At 40.5% G+C, this 21,782-nt stretch carries 19 protein-coding genes; 15 read left to right on the top strand and 4 right to left on the bottom strand.

Annotated features, from left to right (window positions below; translation table 11 throughout):
* Positions 1-77 precede the first annotated feature (77 nt).
* Positions 78-917: a 23S rRNA (adenine(2030)-N(6))-methyltransferase RlmJ gene (locus PUND_RS03795; protein ID WP_010391717.1), complete on the top strand. Its 840-nt coding sequence runs from the start codon at positions 78-80 to the stop codon at positions 915-917.
* A 68-nt stretch (positions 918-985) separates the two neighbouring features.
* Here the strand turns inward: PUND_RS03795 and PUND_RS03800 are convergent, their stop codons facing one another.
* Positions 986-1,792, bottom strand: coding sequence for an META domain-containing protein (locus PUND_RS03800; protein WP_010391719.1), 807 nt, complete (start codon positions 1,790-1,792; stop codon positions 986-988).
* A gap of 126 nt (positions 1,793-1,918) precedes the next feature.
* Positions 1,919-2,485 carry a PhnA domain-containing protein gene (locus PUND_RS03805; protein ID WP_010391720.1) on the bottom strand — a complete coding sequence of 189 codons (567 nt, stop codon included), beginning with the start codon at positions 2,483-2,485 and terminating at the stop codon, positions 1,919-1,921.
* Between the two features lie 265 nt (positions 2,486-2,750).
* Between PUND_RS03805 and PUND_RS03810 the strand changes: the two genes are divergently transcribed.
* From PUND_RS03810 to PUND_RS03840, 7 genes are all read left to right on the top strand, one after another.
* On the top strand, positions 2,751-4,025 hold the full coding sequence (locus PUND_RS03810) for an EAL and HDOD domain-containing protein (RefSeq protein WP_010391722.1): 1,275 nt from the start codon (positions 2,751-2,753) through the stop codon (positions 4,023-4,025).
* 53 nt (positions 4,026-4,078) lie between these two features.
* Complete coding sequence (locus PUND_RS03815; RefSeq protein ID WP_010391723.1) at positions 4,079-4,687, top strand: paraquat-inducible protein A; 609 nt, start codon at positions 4,079-4,081, stop codon at positions 4,685-4,687.
* 63 nt (positions 4,688-4,750) lie between these two features.
* Positions 4,751-5,125, top strand: coding sequence for a hypothetical protein (locus PUND_RS03820; protein ID WP_010391724.1), 375 nt, complete (start codon positions 4,751-4,753; stop codon positions 5,123-5,125).
* Between the two features lie 108 nt (positions 5,126-5,233).
* Positions 5,234-6,559 (top strand): TolC family protein, encoded by a 1,326-nt coding sequence (locus tag PUND_RS03825; RefSeq protein ID WP_010391725.1) that lies wholly within the window; start codon positions 5,234-5,236, stop codon positions 6,557-6,559.
* Positions 6,549-8,048 carry an efflux RND transporter periplasmic adaptor subunit gene (locus PUND_RS03830; RefSeq protein WP_010391726.1) on the top strand — a complete coding sequence of 500 codons (1,500 nt, stop codon included), beginning with the start codon at positions 6,549-6,551 and terminating at the stop codon, positions 8,046-8,048. The genes PUND_RS03825 and PUND_RS03830 overlap by 11 nt, the downstream gene beginning before the upstream one ends.
* A gap of 8 nt (positions 8,049-8,056) precedes the next feature.
* Complete coding sequence (locus PUND_RS03835) at positions 8,057-11,173, top strand: efflux RND transporter permease subunit (protein ID WP_010391727.1); 3,117 nt, start codon at positions 8,057-8,059, stop codon at positions 11,171-11,173.
* Between the two features lie 145 nt (positions 11,174-11,318).
* A complete protein-coding gene (locus PUND_RS03840) occupies positions 11,319-11,774 on the top strand; it encodes a hypothetical protein (protein ID WP_010391728.1) in 456 nt (151 codons plus the stop codon).
* 70 nt (positions 11,775-11,844) lie between these two features.
* Here PUND_RS03840 and PUND_RS03845 read toward each other — a convergent pair whose 3' ends face one another.
* Complete coding sequence (locus PUND_RS03845; RefSeq protein ID WP_010391731.1) at positions 11,845-12,351, bottom strand: glycine cleavage system transcriptional repressor; 507 nt, start codon at positions 12,349-12,351, stop codon at positions 11,845-11,847.
* Between the two features lie 421 nt (positions 12,352-12,772).
* On the opposite strand from PUND_RS03845, the gene PUND_RS03850 reads away from it, so the two are divergent.
* From PUND_RS03850 to PUND_RS03880, 7 genes are all read left to right on the top strand, one after another.
* A complete protein-coding gene (locus PUND_RS03850; protein ID WP_010391733.1) occupies positions 12,773-15,007 on the top strand; it encodes an ABC transporter permease subunit in 2,235 nt (744 codons plus the stop codon).
* 15 nt (positions 15,008-15,022) lie between these two features.
* Entirely contained in the window at positions 15,023-16,672 is a 1,650-nt protein-coding gene (pstA, locus tag PUND_RS03855) for a phosphate ABC transporter permease PstA (protein WP_010391734.1), read from the top strand.
* Between the two features lie 19 nt (positions 16,673-16,691).
* On the top strand, positions 16,692-17,519 hold the full coding sequence (gene pstB / locus PUND_RS03860) for a phosphate ABC transporter ATP-binding protein PstB (protein ID WP_008114812.1): 828 nt from the start codon (positions 16,692-16,694) through the stop codon (positions 17,517-17,519).
* Between the two features lie 44 nt (positions 17,520-17,563).
* Positions 17,564-18,265 (top strand): phosphate signaling complex protein PhoU, encoded by a 702-nt coding sequence (gene phoU / locus PUND_RS03865; protein ID WP_010391735.1) that lies wholly within the window; start codon positions 17,564-17,566, stop codon positions 18,263-18,265.
* Positions 18,266-18,415: 150 nt separating this feature from the next.
* The gene (locus tag PUND_RS03870) at positions 18,416-19,090 is read left to right on the top strand and encodes a TIGR00153 family protein (protein ID WP_010391736.1); all 675 of its coding nucleotides are present in this window, start codon (positions 18,416-18,418) and stop codon (positions 19,088-19,090) included.
* A gap of 39 nt (positions 19,091-19,129) precedes the next feature.
* Complete coding sequence (locus tag PUND_RS03875; protein ID WP_010391737.1) at positions 19,130-20,398, top strand: inorganic phosphate transporter; 1,269 nt, start codon at positions 19,130-19,132, stop codon at positions 20,396-20,398.
* 81 nt (positions 20,399-20,479) lie between these two features.
* On the top strand, positions 20,480-21,397 hold the full coding sequence (locus tag PUND_RS03880; protein WP_010391738.1) for a hydrogen peroxide-inducible genes activator: 918 nt from the start codon (positions 20,480-20,482) through the stop codon (positions 21,395-21,397).
* A 45-nt stretch (positions 21,398-21,442) separates the two neighbouring features.
* Here PUND_RS03880 and PUND_RS03885 read toward each other — a convergent pair whose 3' ends face one another.
* Positions 21,443-21,646, bottom strand: coding sequence for a hypothetical protein (locus PUND_RS03885; RefSeq protein WP_010391740.1), 204 nt, complete (start codon positions 21,644-21,646; stop codon positions 21,443-21,445).
* Positions 21,647-21,782: the final 136 nt, after the last annotated feature.

Genomic DNA, 21,782 nt, shown 5'->3' on the forward strand with positions numbered 1-21,782 from the left:
TTTGCTGTGACGATTGCCAAAGCAGTGTGCTTTATGGTTCACTAATTTTATTAAACAGCGTATGGCGAAAATAAATAATGCTTAGTTACAGACACTCCTTTCATGCGGGTAACCCTGCCGATGTACTTAAACATTTAGTGTTAGCGCAAGTGCTGGGTTATCAAACAATAAAAGATAAGCCGCTTGACTATATCGATACGCATTCGGGTGCTGGTTTTTTTGAGCTGGCAGCACCAGACGCGCAAAAAACCCAAGAGTACCAAGATGGCATAGAAAAACTTTGGCAACATACCAGTCAGCACGGTGCCTTAAACGACTACATTGAATTAATAAAATCGTTTAATGAAAGTTCGTCTCTGGCTTTTTACCCAGGTTCACCAAAAATCGCCGAACACTTTTTACGCCGCCAAGATAAGGGCTGGTTTTTTGAGTTGCATCCGCGAGATTTGGTATTACTTGAAGAAAACATGCAAGGTAAGCGCTCTATTCGAGTGCGCGGCGAAAATGGATTTGCGGGCTTAATTGGTTTATTACCGCCAGCCTCGCGCAGAGCCTGTGTGTTAATAGACCCACCTTATGAAATAAAAGACGATTACAATACGGTAGTACAAACCATTGTCAAAGCCCACCAACGCTTTGCGACGGGTACATATATGATCTGGTATCCGGTTGTGGACAGAGAACGTATTGATAATATGGAGCAGGGTTTAATTGACGCGGGAATTAAAAATATTCAATTATTTGAATTAGGTACCGAAGCAGATACAGAAGTACATGGTATGACCGCCTCTGGAATGATAGTGATAAATCCACCATGGAAGCTGAAACAAACGATGGATGACGTGTTACCTGAACTAGTAAACTTGTTGAGTAAGCCTAGTGGTTTTTACCGTAGCGAGCAGCTAGTCGCCGAATAAAAATAAATAAGCCCAGTTTTACTGGGCTTATTTATTTGCTTAGATGTGGGGTATTGTTACGTTCTTAATCAAAAGTAAACAGCGTTAAAGGTAGCAAGTTGGTTGCCTGCCTCATTTTGTAATACTAATTTTTCACCATTAATTTGCCATTGCGTTGCTGCCTGAAGCACAGCCGCCATCGCGCTTTCTTGTTCCATATTGTCATGACACATTTTTTGCGTGGTAGCTAACTGCGTAAAAGTCACTGCTTGCTTCGATACTTCATAACCACCATTAAAGTTATTACATCCTAAAAAGCCGTGTACAGTGTTATCACTATTAAACTGAATAAATGGCTCTTTGGTATTCACTACAACAGGGTTGCCGTCGATTGAAACTGCTTTGAAGTAGGTGTTTACTAAGTCAACGTCTGGCTTTGGCGCTACTTTTGAAACAATAATCTCTAAAGGCTCTGATGAGGCCGTATTATCAAAAGGCGAGTTACTGGTTGTGCTGGTGTATAGCAAGTTTCCTTGATTATTAATGGTTGCACGCACGCTATAGCGGTGAGTTGGGTCAATCTTTTCAAGGTTATACTCAAGCTCTACTTTATAAGGCGGTGCGCCTACTAAATCAATTACCTGCTCAGAGATAACCGTTGCTGCCACATCCATTTTTGACACATCAACCAAGGTAACGGTTAGCTGTGAATTAGGCGCAATTAGGCTGCGATCTAAGTAACTAACTTGCACAGGTAAGGTGGTCATTGTTTGCGCCACAGCACTATTTTGTTGTGCTGCGTCATCGTTACATGCGCTCAGCATAAGTGTGCCACTTGCTAGAAAACACAAGCCTGCAATCGACTTTAACATTGAATTTGGCTTCGATGAGAACATAAGAGTTCCTTGATGGAGTATGGTATAAGGTCGCTAGCATACGGTTGAATTGCTTAATCATTGCTTAACTAGCAAATAAAGAAAGTCGAGATATAAAAAAAGGCGCTAGGCGCCTTGATTTATTACTTATTTTTTTACGTATTTAGTTAAAATTACAATACGCTGTCCATCAACACGTCCTTCAATATGTTCAGGGTTGCTGGTTAAGCCAATATTGCGCACGGCTGTACCGCGCTTTGCTGTTAAGCTGCTACCTTTCACATCTAAATCTTTTATTAACGTGACGGTGTCGCCAGCTTGTAGTACTACACCATTGCTATCAATGTGTTTAATATCATCATCTTCAGCAAGCGCTTGCTGCGCCCATGTTAATGTGTCTTCTTCAAGGTAAATCATATCTAGCGCGTCTTGTGCCCATCCGTTATCAGCTGCTAACTGAGTCAGCATGCGATAAGCAACAACTTGTACCGCAGGTGTTTGACTCCACATACTGTCATTTAAGCAATGCCAATGGGTCGGGGTTAAATCGCTATTGCCTTCAATTTGATCTTTACATGTTTGACAGGTGTAGATGCATTTATCTGAATGAGCTTCGGTAACAGGAGGAACTTCGTATACAGTTAGGTTGTCTGTTGCTGCGCAGAGTTCACATTGGTTACTGCTACGTTCTATTAAGGCTTGTTCAATGCTCATATAAGGGACTCTTTTTTGTGAGTTTATAAAAAATTAATAATCGCATTATACCTTATAACCATAACCTTTGGGTATGCTTAGAGCAGTTGTAAACTCAAAAACCCTATAAAAAATGAGGATACTAATAATTCTGCTCTAGGGTTATAAATTTAGTCTTATTTGTTTGTTTTTAATCTAATTAAAATTGCAGCAAGTCTTTAAAGTTTCACTATACTGGTTAAATAATAAAAAATAATGATGACATCACTGTTAAGTAGGAAGATTAATGCCAAATAATCTAGAGGTAAAAAATTCATCTATTTTGGTTACTCAATATATTGCTAGGCAACCAATTTTTGACGGTGATAAAAGTATTTTTGCTTATGAATTGCTCTATCGAGATTCAGTTAATAATGCTTTTCCTGTAGGAACAACTGACGGGCAAGCCACTGGGCGACTTTTTTTTAATGCGTTAATGCTGGTTGGCATAGAAAAGCTAACGCTCAATCAAACTGCGTTTATTAATTTATCGAGCGAGGGGCTTTTAGAGGATTTGCCTAAATTATTACAGCCTGAGAATACTGTAATTGAAATTGTTGAGCGTACTGAAAATATAGAGCTTGTTGTTGAGAGAGTGATAGAGTTAAAAAAAGCAGGATATGTATTTGCGTTAGATGACTACGACTCACATGAAAAATGGCAACCATTACTCAGTTTGATTGATTATATTAAGCTTGAAGTTGAAGAGCCTGTAATAAAAACAAGCATGTTGCTGAAAAAGCTCAAACGCAATTTTCCTAATATTAAAATAGTGGTAGAGCGAATTGAAACCTATGATGAATTTAGGCAGCTTAAAGAGGCTGGATGCGATTATTTTCAAGGGTTCTTTTTTGCACATCCAGAAATGTTAAGTTACAACAGTATCGAACCTCTAAAAATGGCTGTTTTAGACTTACTGCGTTGCACATCCCGCACAGATTTAGACTTTAATGAAATTAATCAACGCATTTCTAAAGATGTCGGTTTGACTGCACGCGTCCTAAAACTAGTGAATGCTCGCTCTGCTAATAAAAATTTAGTGATAACGTCTATTCCTCAGGCGGTTGTGTATTTAGGGGAAGATTCTATTAGAAAGTTTGTACGAGTATTGGCGCTAAGCGAGCTTGGCTCAGATAAGCCCAGTGAACTTACTCGTTTAGGCTTATGTCGAGCGCAGTTCATGCAAATAATTTTAGAACCAGGCGGAAAAGTCATTGCAGAACAAGGTTATTTAGTCGGCTTAATGTCGGTGCTTGATGCTATTTTAGATATGGAGCTGGAAGCTATTGCTAAAGAGTTTAGTTTAGGGGCTGAGTTATCTGGTGCACTATTAAGTTTTGAAGGCATGATGGGTAATTCTTTACATTTAATAAAAGCGGTAGAGGAAGATAATTGGCAATTGGCTAAAAAGTTGTTAGAAACTATTCGCCCAGCCTCGAATATTGAGACCGTATTTAGCGCCATGTTGGATGCACGCCAGTATGCGGATGAACTATTGGCCACTATTATTGAGCAAGACTAACGCAAAACGTTTGGGTATGATTGGCACATATTGATTTTACTTAGTATTACACCATGCGTTTATTTTTACCTATTACCACTATTTTAATTGCCTTAGCTTTATTAATTCCCGGGGTGACTCAGCCCGTACTGAGTATGGAAGGTAAAATTGATAAGTCTAAACTTGCTGAGGCGGGCATTGAAATGTTGGCAGATGAAGGGAATCAAAACACCCGTAATATGCTAATGATGATCTCGAGTATGTTGGGGTTAGATAAACTTGAAGGCGAGATCAGCGCTTATCAAAAAACGCGCAGTATTTGGGGCACTGTTAACGAACTGGCCGATAACAAAAACTACTTAGTGGCGATATTAGTGGCGTTTTTTTCAATGGTGATCCCAACAATTAAGCTGCTGCTTCAATTGTTGTATTGTGTGCTGAAGGAGACTTCGTTTAAGCACAATCTTGGTAAGGTGATTATCGGTTTAAGTAAATGGAGTATGGTGGATGTGTTTGTTATTGCATTAATAGTGGCTTACATGGCTGGTAATGCAAACGCGAACTCAGAAGATTTACTTAATATGCATGCTGAGTTTGGTACTGGTTTTTGGTATTTTACCGGCTATTGCTTGTTCGCCATTGCGGCCAGTAGCTTTATAAAGCCAGTAGTAAAAACCAGTTAATTATTGAGTTTTAAACACAGTTCCCATAAACTTTAAACGTCTATTTATTTTTAGGTTAATTCATTGCAACGTATTTACTGTATTTTACTCACGCTAACTTTGTTACTCACTTTTGTGGGTCAAGCCGTTGCGTCTGTATCTATGGTATGTGATATGCCGCATACGAACATGGCAACCCATGCATCGATGCAGCATAGTGAGATGGCAATGAGTGACGACGCTGATACAACAACCATGTCTATGGATTGCTGTAGTGAGCAAAGCACGTTAACCCAAGATTGCAGTTGCCCGATGAGTGCTTGTAGTTCGCATTCAGCCTTGCATGTAAACTCACTATTTATAGCCTCCAAATTACCCTCTGAAAAAGTGCAACATGCTGTAATACAGCATCAAGTTAACTTTGCACGTTCTCTTTACCGTCCTCCTATGCCTGCATAATCGCAGGGTAGGTGTATTTAAAATTTAGTTATTTAGCTTATTGTCATCTATCTGCTTATAAATTTAATCGTTTTCATTCGTTATTTTTAAATTTAAGTGGAGCAAGTGATGAATCACTTCGCAGTATTAAAATCCGTGTGTATAAGTAGCTTGTTGAGTATTAGTGTCTCTGTACATAGTGCTGAACTAGGTTTAAATGAGGCAATTAACTATGCCTTAAACCATGAGCCCTGGCTTAAAGCTAGCAAGCAAAAACAATCATCAATTGAAGCAAAAAGTATTGCCGCAGGAACCTTACCTGATCCAGTGCTTACATTAGGGTTAATGAACCTACCAACTAATGGTTTTGCTTTTGATCAAGAAAATATGACCCAATTTAAGGTGGGAATTAGCCAATCACTGAGCCGAGGCGATAGCCTAGCACTTCAACAAAAGGCTCTTTCTCAGTCAGCTGCAGCAGAGCCTTGGCTGCGCAAAGATAGACTCGCGCAAGTAAAAACCGTAGTTACTGAGTCATGGCTCAATGCTTATAGAGCGCAACGAAGCATTGCACTAATTGAGCAAGATAAAGCTTTGTTTACTCAGCTCATTGATATTACAGAATCAAGCTATGTAAGCTCGGTGGGCAAAACACGCCAACAAGATATTATTCGAGCGCAATTAGAGTTAACCCGCCTTGAAGATAAATTAATGCAACTGGAGCAGCAGCTACAAGGTGCTAAAAAGCGGCTAACACAATGGTTGCCTATCGCTATGCTGAGCCTGCCTGTCAGTGATGACTTTTCAGAGCTTACAGCATTAAAAAACTACACCGAGTTAGAGTATCAGCAATTAATGACCATGCTATTAAAGCACCCTGCAATTATGGCAATGGATAATGCAATAGTGGCAAAGCAAACTCAAATTAGTGTGGCTGAGCAAGGCTATAAACCGCAAATTGGCGTTAATATGGGGTACGGTTATCGTGATGACATGCCAATGGGGGGCTCGCGAGCAGACCTTTTCTCTGTGGGTATAAGTATTGATTTACCCCTGTTTACCGATAACCGCCAAGACCAACTTGTAAATGCTGCCATTGCTGATAGCGAGGAGGCTAAAACACAAAAGTTAATAGCTCTTAAAAAGCTACAAGGGATGTACTTTAAGGAAGTTAGTCAGTTAGCGCGGCTTCATCAGCGCGCCGAGCTTTATCAAACCAAGCTGCTACCGCAAATGGCCGAGCAAGCTCAAGCGACCCTGAATGCCTATACCCGCGATGATGGTAACTTCTCAGATGTGATGCAAGCGCGTATTGGTCAATTAAATGCCAAGATAGACGCCCTAAACATTCATGTTGATCAAAAGATAACTATTGCAAGGTTAAATTATTATGCCAGTGCTGATGATATCAGCTTAAAAAAAACACCACAGCAGGAGCCTAGCTATGAATACTAATTTAAAATTATCACTGGCGGCTATATGCAGTGCGGCATTAACTGCGGGGGTTTTCTTAAGCTTGCCTACTGAACACGCTATGCCAACTGATAGCAAAGGCAGTAGCAAAAAAGAGCCGCTTTATTGGGTAGCACCTATGGATAGTAATTATCGCCGTGACGAACCTGGTTTATCGCCCATGGGCATGGATTTAGTGCCTGTTTACGAAGAGTCAGACAGTGAGGCCAATGAAGGGCCTGGCAGTATTAAAATTTCACCCACAGTGATTAATAATTTAGGTGTGCGTACCGCGCCTGTGGCGTTTGCTGCACTTGAAAATGAAGTTAATACCGTAGGTTATGTGCAATACAACCAAGACCAGCTAATTCATATTCATCCGCGAGTAGAGGGGTGGGTCGAAACCCTATACGTTAAAGCCGCGGGCGATCAGGTTAAACAAGATGAGCCACTTTATACCTTATATTCACCACAGTTAGTGAATGCACAAGAAGAGTTTGTGTTAGCGTTAAAGCGTAATAATCCGGTGCTAATTCGTGCCGCTAAAGCCCGATTAAAATCGCTTAATGTGTCTGATGGCTTTATTTCACGCCTGCAAAAAAGCCAACAAGTGCTACAAAACATAACGTTTTATGCCCGCCAAGGTGGCGTTGTTGATGAGCTTAATATTCGTGAAGGATTTTATGTTAAACCAGATACCTCAATGATGAGTATTGCTCAGCTTGATGAAGTATGGGTTGAGGCTGAGGTATTTGAGCGCCAAGCAGGACTTATTCATGTTGGCTTGCCTGTAACCATGACACTCGATTATTTAAGTGGCCAACGTTGGGAGGGGCAAGTGGATTATATTTATCCTACGCTAGATGCCAAAAACCGCACATTAAGAGTACGTTTGCGCTTTGATAACCAAGGCCATCAGTTAAAGCCTAATATGTTTGCTCAAGTCAGTATTCATAGTCAAGTAGCTGAAAAGCAGTTAATTGTACCTAAAGAAGCTGTTATTCGCACTGGTAGCCAAAACCGTGTTGTAGTTGCACTTGGGGAAGGTCGTTTTAAATCGGTCGAGGTAACTTTAGGGCGAAGTGATGCGGCTAATACCGAAATTTTATCAGGTGTTATGGCAGACGATGAAGTGGTTACCTCAGCACAGTTTTTAATTGATTCAGAGTCGAGTAAAAACTCTGACTTTAAACGTATGCAAGCAGTTTCGCATAACAGTATGCAAATGAGTGATGCCAACCCAAATACGGCAACTGTAAATGGGGTAATTAATAGTATTGATGCTAATAATCGAGTAGTGAATATCAGCCGTGAGGCAATTGAAAAGTGGGGCCGAGGACCTGCAACAATGGACTTTATGCTAGCAAAAAATGTAATGATTGAGATGCTTAAGCTAAATGATGAAGTTACTTTTACCTTTAGCATTGAGCAAGGTGAATTTGTGATTCATACAATAACGCCTGTGCATGCTACGCACAGTCAACATCACTAGGAGTGGTTATGATTACTGCAATTATTCGCTGGTCTGTTGTTAACCGTTTTTTTGTTTTATTACTGACCGCAATACTGATTGGTGGTGGCTTGTATGCTGTAAAAAATACGCCTGTAGATGCCTTACCCGATTTATCAGATGTACAGGTTATTGTTAAAACATCTTATCCTGGGCAAGCGCCGCAAGTAGTGCAAGATCAGGTTACATTCCCGATTACCACGGCAATGCTATCGGTACCTGGGGCGCAAACAGTACGCGGCTTTTCGTTTTTTGGCGACTCCTACGTGTACGTTATTTTTGACGAAGACACCGATTTATACTGGGCACGAAGTCGTGTTCAGGAATATTTAAGTCAAGTATCAGCGCGCTTACCTAGTACGGCAATTGCAGAGCTCGGCCCCGATGCCACCGGCGTTGGCTGGGTGTATTTATATGCACTCACTGATACCACCGGTAAGCATGACATCAGCCAATTACGCAGTTTACAAGATTGGTTTTTAAAATTTGAACTGCAAACTGTACCCGGTGTATCCGAAGTGGCATCGGTAGGCGGCATGGTCAAACAATACCAAGTAAACGTTCAGCCCGATAAGCTTCGTGCTTATGGTATTCCGCTAAGCCTTATTCAAACTGCCATTAAGCAAGGCAATCAAGAAATGGGTGCATCGGTAGTTGAGATGGCAGAAGCTGAATACATGGTAACCAGTACTGGCTACGTAAAAAGTGTTGCTGATTTAGAAGCCATTCCTTTAGGTATAAACGCTAACGGTACTGCACTACAGTTACGTGATGTTGCTAATGTGCGTTTAGGTCCGCAAATGCGCCGCGGTGTTGCCGAGCTTAACGGCGAAGGCGAGGTGGCAGGTGGCGTAGTGGTTATGCGCTTTGGTGAAAACGCGCAAAAAACCATAGAGCTCGTTAAAGCTAAATTAGAGTCTCTTAAAAAAGGGCTACCAGAGGGGGTTAAAATTGTACCTGTGTACGACCGCTCTCATTTAATAAAAGACGCAGTTGATAACCTCACCTCTAAATTGATGGAAGAGCTTATTGTAGTGGCTTTAGTGTGTGTGGTGTTTTTATTCCATGTACGCTCATCGCTGGTGGCTATTATTACCTTACCGTTAGGCATACTCACCGCTTTTATTATTATGTATTGGCAGGGAATTAACGCCAATATTATGTCATTAGGCGGGATTGCTATAGCGATTGGTGCTATGACCGATGGTGCGATTGTGATGATTGAAAACATGCACAAGCACATGGAGAAAAAACCGCTAACAGATGAAAACCGTTGGCAAGTGGTGATTGATTCTGCCAGTGAAGTTGGGCCTGCGTTATTTTTTAGCTTATTAATCATTACAGTGAGCTTCATGCCGGTATTTATTTTAGAAGCTCAGGAAGGGCGAATGTTTGCGCCATTGGCGTACACAAAAACCTATGCAATGGCAGCTTCTGCTGGATTAGCAATTACCTTAGTACCCGTACTGATGGGTTATTTCATTCGGGGTAAGGTGATATCTGAAAATAAAAACCCAGTTAACCGTTTACTGGTAAATAGCTATAAGCCGCTGTTAAATCGAGTACTAAAATTTCCAAAAAGCACCTTGCTGATTGCGCTAGTTATCACTTTAGTGGGCTTTTATCCGGTAAATAAAATAGGCAGTGAATTTATTCCACCTCTTGATGAGGGGGATCTAATGTATATGCCGACTACTTACCCAGGAATTTCAATTGGTAAAGCGCGCGAGCTATTGCAGCAAACCGATAAATTGATTGCCACTGTGCCCGAGGTAAAAACCGTATTTGGCAAAATTGGACGAGCGGAAACGGCAACCGATCCGGCACCACTGACCATGATTGAAACCTTCATACAGTTTAAGCCTAAAGATCAGTGGCGCGAAGGCATGACCACTGAAAAGCTCAAACAAGAGCTTGATGCTTTGGTTAAGTTTCCTGGGCTGACTAACGCTTGGGTGATGCCAATTAAAACGCGGATAGACATGCTGGCTACAGGGATTAAAACCCCTGTGGGTATAAAAGTCGCGGGTCCTAATTTGAATGAAATTCAAAAAATAGGTCAACAAATAGAGGTATTACTTAAAGATCTTCCCGGTACGTCGTCTGTTTACTCAGAGCGTGTAGCGGGTGGACGTTATATTAAGGTAGATATTAACCGTGAAAAAGCAGCGCGCTACAGTTTAAATATTGCTGATGTGCAACAAGTAGTCGCCACCGCGATTGGTGGTATGAATGTGACTGAAACGGTTGAGGGCCAAGAGCGCTACCCAGTAAATCTTCGTTATCCGCAAGCGTACCGTGACTCCCCTGAAGAACTGATGCTTTTACCTATAGTTACTCCAACGGGTCAACGTATCGCACTTGCTGATGTGGCGAATGTGTTTATTAGTGATGGCCCTCCTGGAATAAAAAGTGAAAATGCCCGTTTAAATGGTTGGAGCTTTATTGATATTAAAGATACAGATATTGGTAGCTACGTAGCAAATGCCCAGCAGTTGCTAAACGAGCAGCTAATTTTACCCGCAGGGTATTCTATAACTTGGGCAGGGCAATACGAATACATGGAGCGTGCTAAAGCTAAACTGAGTTATGTGTTGCCGCTAACCTTAGCCATTATTGTAGTGCTGCTTTATCTTAACTTTAGAAGCTTCACCGAGGTATTTATTATTATGGCGACTTTACCACTGGCGATGATAGGCGGTATCTGGCTAATGTACTTAGAAGGCTTTAACTTCTCTGTTGCTGTGGGGGTCGGCTTTATTGCCCTTGCTGGAGTGGCCGTAGAAATAGGCGTTATAATGTTGGTGTATTTAAACCAAGCCTATAAAGCGCAGGTAGAGGCTGCTTCTAAAATTGGTAAAAGCTTGAGTATAGAGCAGCTTAAACAGGCGATACTAGAAGGTGCGGGTCTACGAGTACGTCCGGTAATGATGACAGTGGCAACCATAGTGATTGGCTTATTACCGGTGCTTTATGGCAGAGGCACGGGGAGTGAAGTAATGAGCCGAATAGCCGCCCCCATGGTTGGCGGTATGTTTAGCGCTATTATTTTAACATTGCTGGTATTACCCGCGGTGTATTTATTATGGCGAAAGCGCAACCTATAATATTTACACTGATTGTGTAACTTGTACTGAAAATATCAGTACAAGTTAGGCAATCCTTTCTTTATCTACTGATTTTATTGCATTTCTTATTGGCATGATTCACGCATCTATTTAATCAATAGGTTTTAAAAAGTAAGGAACGCACATGCAAGTTAAAACAATTCAAGAAGTGTTCGATTGGACCGTTCAGTTTCATACACAAATGGCGGCTAATTTTTTTAGCGTAAGGGATTTACTTGGAGAGCATAACAAACAGTTAATCGATTATTGTGTTGAGTATGAAAAAAAACTCGCTGAGGATTTAATTGGCTTTAAAGCAATCACTGAAATAAATACTTTAGATACATACTGCTATGAATATTTTTCAGAGCACTCAGAAATCATCAGCTTTACTGATTTAGATCGCAGTAATGAGCTAGATGAACTAGCGATTCAAGAGTATTTATCTCAGCAGCATCAAAAAGTATTAAATGCATACAGTTATTTGGCAGATAAAGCGCAGTCACCAGAGGCTCAAGAAAAGCTAGGGGAGATCTTGCAGCTCGAAGAGCAAGGTTTGAAGCAGATGATGCAAAGTATTAATCGTCATGCAGACATGTAACACTGGGTGTTATGCATAAAAAAGGCGCTATAATTAGCGCCTTTTTCGTGTTCATGATAATAGAGCTGATTTAACTTTGCTCTACATCAACTACTAAGTCACTCGTAATTGACTCAAGTGCATTGATAACTTCTTCTTTATTCAACCCGTTAGGCAGGCTCACGGTGGCAACAGCACTAAATATAGGCACTCCCCAGTTTGGCGCACTTTGCTGCCTAGAGTTTAAGTTTGTGATATTCGCGCCTTTATGGCGAATAACACTTGCTAGTTCTTGCACTATACCAGGGCGATCGTTACCGGTGATCACAAAATTAAGTTGCTCAAGCTCTACAGGCTCAATTTCAGTGTTGCCCTTTTCAATGCGAACATCTAACTTAGGAAGCCCATTGAGCGCATTTTGAAATGTCTGTAAATGCTCTTCAGCCACTTCAACCTGTATAATGCCTGCAAAGTGCCCGAGTAAGTGACTCAAATTACTGCTTAACCAATTGCCATGGTTTTCCAATATAACCGATGAAATACTTTCTACTAAACCGGGGCGATCTTCCCCTAAAATAGTTATTACCAACTGCTTCATAATAGTTCTCTTTTTAAGCCCAAATGAAAAAATAAATGCATAGGCATTAAGTGATGCTATCTAATGTATGTGATTCTAAATGTATGTAAAAGCTAACCACAAAAGGATTGTTACATCTTAAGAGGTTACTTTGTTGTTGTTATATTAGATGCCCATAGAGTATTGTCTTGGATAAATAGTTTGTCCAATTAATAATTGATTTAGTTCATTAAGAACGTATAAATAAATACAATCACTACTACAAACAATACTTTAATCTTATTTAAAGTCGTAATTTTGCTTAAAATCCACTCATAAAGTTGAAAGTTTAATCTGCAAAGACAAACAGACTCTATATAAGTAAAGAATTATTACGACTGTAACATTACTGTCACTTTGATGAAATATAATGCGCCCAACGTTAAGATATAAGGGTGTTTTGATGACTTCAAATCCGAATAAACCGACTTTTAATACGGATCGAAGCCGTCTATTTAAAGACCGGTTTGCTAAGTTTGGCATAACCGCAGGCGGTATAATGGTATTAATAGCACTGCTATTGATCTTCTTTTACCTTCTTTATGTAGTGCAGCCTATTTTCGAGTCAGCTAAAGTTGAAAAACGCGCTAGCTTTAATGTTGCTAATGCTGAGCAAATAGTAGGGCTTGGTGTTGAGGAGCAAACTGAGGTTGCTTATTTACTTGATGATCAAGGTCAAGTTAACTTCTACAGTGTTGATAAAGCAAAGTTTGGTAAAAAACTAAAAACACTTAATGCTACTTTACCCGCGCAGGTAACCAGTTTTGCAAATAGTGCTCCCTTTCAAGGGCATTATGCGTATGGTTTAGAAAATGGCACAGTGACAATTGTAGCGCCTAAGTTTTTAGTCACCTTCCCTAATAATGAGCGTAAGCTAACTCCGCGTTTAGGTTATCCACTGGGTGAAATGGCACTCGAAGTTGATGAGCAAGGTACAGCTATTAAGCGTTTTGCCTTTAGCCATTATGAAGAAAAAACAGCCGTTGTGGCACTTACCGCCGATAAGCGTGTGGTATTTAGTAGCTTTGTAGCCGAAGAAAATATGTTTACCGGTGAAGTTGAATGGCAAGTAGAGCGCACCGAGCTTAACGTTGATGGTCGCGTAGATGAGCTATTAATGTCGCCAGATACCACCCGCACATTTGTTCGCTCTGCCAATCAAATTTACGTATTCGATACCCGCTACCCAAGTGAAGTTGAGCAAATTCAATTATTATCTGCCAATGAAGAAAACGCGAATATAGTGTCATCGCAACTATTGGCTGGTGCAAACTCACTGATGTTGGCCAATGATAACGGTGAAATATCCCAGTGGTTTGAAATCAATACAGACTCAGGGCGTGAATTTCAAAAAATCCGTTCGTTTGAAACTACCAAACAAAGCAAGCTGAATATTTTTACTGAATTTTATCGTCGTACCTTTTTTACAACGGGTCAAAATGGTGAATTAGGGCTTTATTACACCACCAGCGAAGCAAAGTTATGGCAAGGTAAAGTCAGTGATGGTGAAATTGAACAGTTTGCTATTGCTCCGCGTTCAAATGCGGCGCTAATTTTAGCTGATAACAAGCTGACGGTTTTAGAAATTCATAACGAGCATCCAGAAGTAACGTGGTCAGCGCTTTGGCAAGAGGTGTGGTACGAAGGCTACCCTGAGCCGGGTTATATTTGGCAATCTACTTCTGCCAGTGATGATTTTGAATCGAAGTTTTCACTAGTGCCAATTTCATTTGGTACTTTAAAAGCTGCTATGTACGCAATGTTATTTGCTGTACCTATTGCTATTTCAGCCGCTATTTATACCGCTTATTTTATGTCGAGCGAATTGCGCCGTGTGGTAAAGCCAACGGTTGAAATAATGGAAGCTCTGCCTACGGTAATACTCGGCTTTTTAGCTGGCTTGTGGTTAGCGCCTTTAATTGAAGAGCACTTGCCGGCTATTGTTGGTTTACTGGTGTTACTGCCATTGGGTATTTTAGCAACCGCTTTAGGCTGGAATAAACTACCTGCGGTTATTCGCCATAAAATCCCAGAAGGCTCACATTCAATTTTATTAATACCAGTGGTGTTATTTATTGGTTGGTTGTCGTTTGCGATGAGCGAAAGTATTGAGTTATGGATGTTTGATGGCAATGTGCGTCAATACCTAACTAATGAATTAGGCATGACCTTCGATCAGCGTAATTCATTAGTAGTGGGTATCGCGATGGGCTTTGCGGTTATTCCAACTATTTTCTCAATTGCCGAAGATGCGGTATTTAGTGTGCCTAAACATTTATCAAATGGCTCGTTAGCATTAGGTGCTACGCAGTGGCAAACCCTAATTCGTGTGGTGTTATTAACCGCCAGCCCAGGTATTTTTTCTGCAGTAATGATGGGATTAGGCCGTGCCGTAGGCGAAACTATGATTGTACTTATGGCTACCGGTAATACCCCAATTATGGATTGGAGTATTTTCCAAGGCATGCGTACCTTAGCCGCTAATATCGCCGTCGAAATGCCAGAGTCGGAAGTAGGGAGTTCGCATTACCGAATTCTATTCTTAGCCGCCTTTGTATTATTCATATTCACCTTTATTTTCAACACAGTTGCTGAGTTTGTTCGTCAGCAGCTGCGTGAAAAATACAGCTCAATGTAAGTGGAGAAACACGACATGGTAAAGCAGTGGTTTAGGTCTGGTTCTCCTTGGATTTGGATGACCGGTGGTGCTGTCAGCATCAGTTTAATTTCAGTAATTGGTTTACTCGCCATGATTGCATGGAAGGGATTAAGCTTTTTTTGGCCATCTCAAGTTATGCAGTATGAGCTTGAAGGTTCAATTGCGAAGCAAACAGTTATTGGTGAAATTTATGACCGTGAATTAGTACCTAAGTCGCGTTTAGCGGCAACCGGTATTGATGTTTCTAAATTTGAAAAAGACGAGGTTGAGCGTTTACTAATTAAAACAGGTAACCGTGAGTATGTTGATTTAGATTTTCGCTGGATACTCGAAACCGATATCAAACAAAGCTCAGCGCCTAAAGCTCTCGCGGTGTTTGAGCGCAGCAAAAACGGTAATTTTTACGGGTATGTAGAAAGCGTCATTAAAGGCGGTCAGACGGTAACAGCAGATAAAGTTGAAACCTTACATGACCTTGTAGAGCGTGCGGTTGACTTAAACGACGAAGCGCTTGATTTACAAAATGGCGACATAGGGCATATTAACTATGAGCTAGAGCGTTTACGTTTACAGGAAAAAGCCTACTTGCTTGATAACGAGCTAACCGACGAACGTGTTGCTGAACTTGCTCAAGCGCGTGCTGATTTACGTACGAAATATGGCGAATTAGAAAAAGAGTTATTCGCACTGCGTAAACAAGCTAAACGTGACCAAGTAACCGTAAAGGATATGCGTGGTGAGGTTGTTACAATCCCGCTATATCAAGTGTTGGATGTATGGTTTCCAAACGATATGGGCTTTTTTGCTAAGCTAGGTCATTACTTTGTGCAGTTAGGTAAGTTTGTTTCAGATGACCCACGTGAAGCCAATACCGAAGGTGGCGTATTTCCTGCTATTTTTGGTACGGTATTTATGGTGATGTTAATGGCTGTGATTGTAACGCCATTTGGCGTGGTTGCTGCTATTTACTTACATGAATATGCGGCTAAAAACGCAATTACTAAAATGATCCGTATTGCGGTTATTAACTTGGCGGGTGTTCCGTCTATTGTATACGGCGTATTTGGCCTAGGCTTCTTTGTTTATATGGTTGGTGGTAGTGTTGACCAATTATTTTATCCTGAGTCATCGCCTACCCCTGTATTTGGTACACCTGGTGTGATGTGGTCGGCACTTACCTTGGCTATATTAACGTTGCCTGTGGTAATAGTGTCAACCGAAGAAGGTTTATCTCGTATTCCTAGTACAGTGCGTGATGGTTCATTAGCACTGGGTGCGACTAAGGTAGAAACGCTATGGCGAATCATTATTCCTATGGCCAGCCCTGCAATTATGACGGGGTTAATTTTAGCGGTTGCTCGTGCTGCGGGTGAAGTTGCACCGCTTATGCTGGTGGGTGTGGTAAAAATGGCGCCAACGTTACCGCTTGATGGTAACTTCCCATATATACATTTAGACAGAAAGTTCATGCACTTAGGTTTTCATATTTACGATGTTGGCTTTCAAAGTCCGAACGTTGAAGCGGCGCGTCCGCTGGTATATGCAACGGCCTTTTTGTTAGTGTCGGTTATTATTACCCTTAACATCACAGCCATTGGTATACGTAACCATTTACGTGAAAAATTCAGATCGCTTGAGCATTAATTTAGTATAGGTAACAAACATGATTACAGTCGCTCCAAAAGTAAACCAAGCAAAGCCAAGCTTGAAGTTAGATTTAAATAATTTAACAGACGAACAAAAAGCGCTAGAAATTAAAGATCTCGACCTTTACTACGGTGATAAACAAGCACTGAGTAAAGTAAATATGAATATTCCTAAAGGCCAAGTAACGGCATTTATCGGCCCGTCAGGTTGTGGTAAATCAACCTTATTACGTTGTATTAACCGCATGAACGACTTGGTTGATATTTGTCGTATTGAAGGCGAAATCATGCTGCATGGACAAAATATTTACGATAAAAGCGTTGATGTTGCAGCCCTTCGTCGTAATGTTGGCATGGTGTTTCAGCGTCCAAACCCATTTCCAAAATCAATTTATGAGAATGTGGTTTACGGTCTTCGCCTGCAAGGCATTAAAGAAAAGCGTAAGCTAGATGAAGTGGTAGAGCAATCGCTACGTGGTGCGGCTCTTTGGGATGAAGTAAAAGACCGACTGCACGATAGCGCATTTGGTTTATCGGGTGGTCAGCAGCAACGTTTAGTTATTGCCCGCTCTATTGCGATCGAGCCTGAGGTATTACTACTTGATGAACCAACATCAGCACTCGATCCGATTTCAACCTTAGTAATCGAAGAGCTAATTAATGATTTAAAGAATAAGTTTACCGTGGTTATTGTTACTCACAACATGCAACAAGCGGCTCGTGTTTCTGATCAAACAGCGTTTATGTATATGGGTGAGCTGATTGAGTATTCTGATACTAATACCTTATTTACGACGCCTACGAAGAAAAAAACAGAAGATTATATTACTGGTCGTTACGGCTAGTCGGGTTAAAACGCGAAAGCAATGAATTATTAAAGAAGGTCATTATGGAACACAACATTAATAAACATATTTCTGGTCGTTTTAATCAAGAGCTAGAAGATGTTCGTAACCATGTATTAAGCATGGGTGGATTGGTTGAGCAACAACTTAATAGCGCGCTTGATGCAGTAAGTCAAAACGATGCGGTATTGGCACAAAAAGTACGTGAAAACGACTACAAGGTTAATGCAATGGAAGTCAGTATTGATGAAGATTGCACCCGTATTATTGCTAAGCGCCAACCAGCAGCCAGTGATTTACGTTTGGTTATTGCAATAGCAAAAACCATTGCCGATTTAGAAAGAATTGGCGATGAAGCTAAGCGAATTGCTAAAGTTGCACTAGACTCATTTACTAAGGATCAACAAGATTTATTAGTAAACATTGAAAATATGGGTCGCCAAGTATCTAAAATGTTGCATGACGTTTTAGATGCGTTTGCACGTATGGATGTGCAACGCGCATTTGAAGTGCATAAAGAGGATGCTAAAGTAGATAGAGAGTATGAAGCAATTACTCGTCAAATAATGACCTACATGATGGAAGATCCGCGCTCAATTCCAAAAATTATGGATTTAGTATGGTCTGTTCGCTCATTAGAGCGTATCGGTGATCGTTGTCAAAACATCGCTGAATATGTCATTTATTTTGTAAACGGCAAAGATATTCGTCATACATCTCAAGAAGATATTGAAAAATCACTGTAGTGATACGAATAACTAAAAAATATCAAAGGCAGTAATACACTGCCTTTTTTATTTTTTGTAAATAATTGAATAAGAAAAAGCGTTCACAATCTAGCTTAATGCTGTAAAATTCAGGTTGAACAGCATATTGAATTGATTAAAGGGTCAGTTATGCCAACAAATTTTTTAGGTGTTTTTGCAAAATCACCTATAAAGCCAATAGAAGAACACATCAGAAAGGCTCATCAAGCTAGCGAAAGTTTGATACCTTTTTTTAATCATGTTTTTAAAGAAGAGTGGCAACAAGCAGAAGAGCTACGTTTAACCATTCGTAATATAGAACGTGAAGCTGATGAAATGAAAAGAACTATACGTTTACAATTACCTGGCGGATTATTTATGCCGGTAGAGCGTACAGATCTGCTCGAATTAGTAACCCAACAAGACAAAATTGCTAACAAGGCAAAAGACATTGCTGGGCGTGTAATTGGTCGTGAGATGATCATACCAAAAGAGATTCAAGAAGACTTTTTGGCATACGTAACTCGTTGTGTTGATGCAACTAAACAAGCATCTAAAGCGATCAATGAGTTAGAAGAATTGTTAGAAACGGGCTTTAAAGGCAGAGAAGTAACTCTGGTTGAAAAAATGCTCGTAGAATTGGATGCCATAGAACAAGACACGGATGAAATGCAAATTAGAATACGCCGCCAACTACGTAAAGTAGAAAGTGAGCTAAATCCAGTTGATGTGATGTTTTTATACAAAATCATTGAATGGGTTGGCGAGCTTGCAGATATTGCAGAGCGCGTAGGATCACGTCTTGAGCTGATGTTAGCTCGTTAATTTAAAATCAGTTCAAACACGAAAGATTAAGGTTACACAATGGATATCATTGCATCTTACGGCACGGTATTAATTTTAATTGCCGCAGCAGTCGGCTTTTTTATGGCTTATGGTATTGGCGCAAATGACGTTGCCAACGCGATGGGTACATCAGTAGGTTCAAAAGCACTTACCATTAAACAAGCGATTTTTATCGCGATGATTTTTGAGTTCGCAGGTGCTTATTTAGCGGGTGGTGAAGTAACATCAACAATTCGTAAAGGGATTATTGATGCGGCCCCATTTGCCGATATTCCTGAGCTGATGGTTTTAGGTATGATCGCCTCTTTATTCGCCGCAGGCAGTTGGTTATTAATGGCCTCATTTTTAGGTTGGCCGGTATCGACTACTCATTCAATCATTGGCGCTATTATTGGTTTTGCTCTAGTTGCAGTAGGTACAGAGGCTATTCAATGGGGTAAAGTTGCCGGTATTGTAGGTAGCTGGGTTGTAACGCCAGCGATATCAGGTTTTATAGCTTACTTAATATTTATGAGTGCGCAAAAGCTGATTTTTGACACCGACGCTCCACTTAAAAATGCAAAGCGCTTTGTACCAATATACATGGGTTTAGCTGGCTTTATCATGGCTCTTGTGACCATTAAAAAAGGCTTAAAGCACATTGGTATTAATTTAGGTACTATTGAAGGTTTTGCTATTTCTATTGGTATAGCGGTACTGGTTGCTGTTATTGGTAAAATTGCTATTTCTCGTTTAAATATCGATCCTAAAGCGGATAGAGAAATGCAGTTTAACAATGTAGAAAAAGTATTTGCGGTACTTATGGTACTAACAGCTTGTTGTATGGCATTCGCTCATGGTTCTAACGATGTTGCTAATGCAATTGGGCCTCTAGCTGCTGTTGTAAACATTGTTGAAAACAATGGTGAAATTGCGAAGAAAGCCGCTATTGCTTGGTGGATATTACCACTAGGTGGTTTAGGTATTGTTGCCGGTCTTGCTATTTTAGGTAAAAAAGTAATTAAAACCATTGGTGAAGGTATTACTCATTTAACACCAAGCCGTGGTTTTGCTGCTGAATTAGCTGCTGCCTCTACCGTTGTTATTGCATCGGGCACAGGCTTACCTATTTCAACCACACAAACCCTAGTAGGCGCTGTGTTGGGTGTAGGTATGGCACGTGGGATTGCCGCACTTAACATGGGTGTAATAAGAAATATTGTAGTTTCTTGGGTAATTACATTGCCAGTTGGTGCTGCCCTTGCTATTGTTATTTTCTACGTACTAAGAACCGCCTTTGGGGTTTAATAAAAAGTACTTAAAAGACTTTTAGCTTGAAAAGATCTCAATGCCCTTGGTGTTGGGGTCTTTTTATTTGTGGAAAGAAAAATGACCAATCTCCCTAGTATTAAACAGCTGCAGTATTTATTAGCTGTGCATCAACATCAACATTTTGGCCGAGCAGCAAGTGCCTGTTTTATTGGTCAGTCAACGCTCAGTACTGCGATTCAAAACCTAGAGGAAACTTTAGGATGTCAGCTTATAGAGCGAGAAAATCGCAGCCTAATGTTTACCACTATTGGTGAAGAGGTGGTTGAGCGTTCAAGAAAAATAATCAACGATACTATTAGTTTAAAAGAGTTAACTAAAAGCTTTTTAACACCACTTAGTGGTACATTAACGGTAGGTGTTATTCCTACGATTGCGAGCTTTATTGCAGCGCCTTTGTATCACTTTTGTCAGCAAACATTTGTAGATTTAGAGTTGGTATTGATTGAAGACACCAGCGATAAGTTACTTGATAAGTTAGAGCATGGTCAAATTGATTTAGCATTATTAGCGCTGCCCTACGAAACCGATAAATTTCATACCCAAGTATTAGCGCAAGATCACTTTAGTTTAGTGCACCATAAAGACTACACACCAGCCAAAGGCATTGAAGACTTTAATTTATTACCAGAAGCCAGTGTATTTTTACTTGAGCGAGAACACTGTATGACAGGGCATGCGCTCAGTGCGTGCCATTTAAATCGCTCTAGCTGTATAAACCCCTTTGAGGCGGCTAGCTTACATACTTTATTGAGTATGGTTGAGTATAAACTTGGCGTGACGTTTTTGCCGCAAATGGCGATTAATGCGGGTATTTTAGAAAACAAAAACATGCTAGCTACGCCATCGCAAGGCGATGCCTATCGCGATATTGGTGTATTGTGGCGTAAAACAACAGGGCGCATTCGTGACTTTAAATTGTTTAGCCAACAACTAGAGGTCTTTTTGAAAAAGCAGTGCAGTGTTGATTTTAAATAGGTAAAAAAAGCGTATTTTAATTAATACGCTAAATAACACGGGGAATTATAGAGGCTGCTTATGCTGGCTGTGGTAGCTCTCTAGCGGCGGTAAAAATAGTAAGTAAACCCATACAACAACATTAAAGTACGGGACTAGCCCAAGCACTGTAAAGGTTTTTACAGGGTAGCCTTTAATCTGGGCATACTTGTAACATTGAAGCGCAATAGCAAAGTGTATAAACAATAATAACGTGATTAGTTGCGTCATAAACATCCTCCTTATGCCCCTATGTCCACCTTTAACAGTATAGACATCTAGACGATAAGAAATAAAGATGTCACGTAAAATTAAGGTAATCACTTAATTTTCATGACATTGTGCTGCCGATAAGCAAAGTATAGGT

It is taken from the genome of Pseudoalteromonas undina (genome assembly GCF_000238275.3).
GTDB classification, from domain to species: domain Bacteria; phylum Pseudomonadota; class Gammaproteobacteria; order Enterobacterales; family Alteromonadaceae; genus Pseudoalteromonas; species Pseudoalteromonas undina.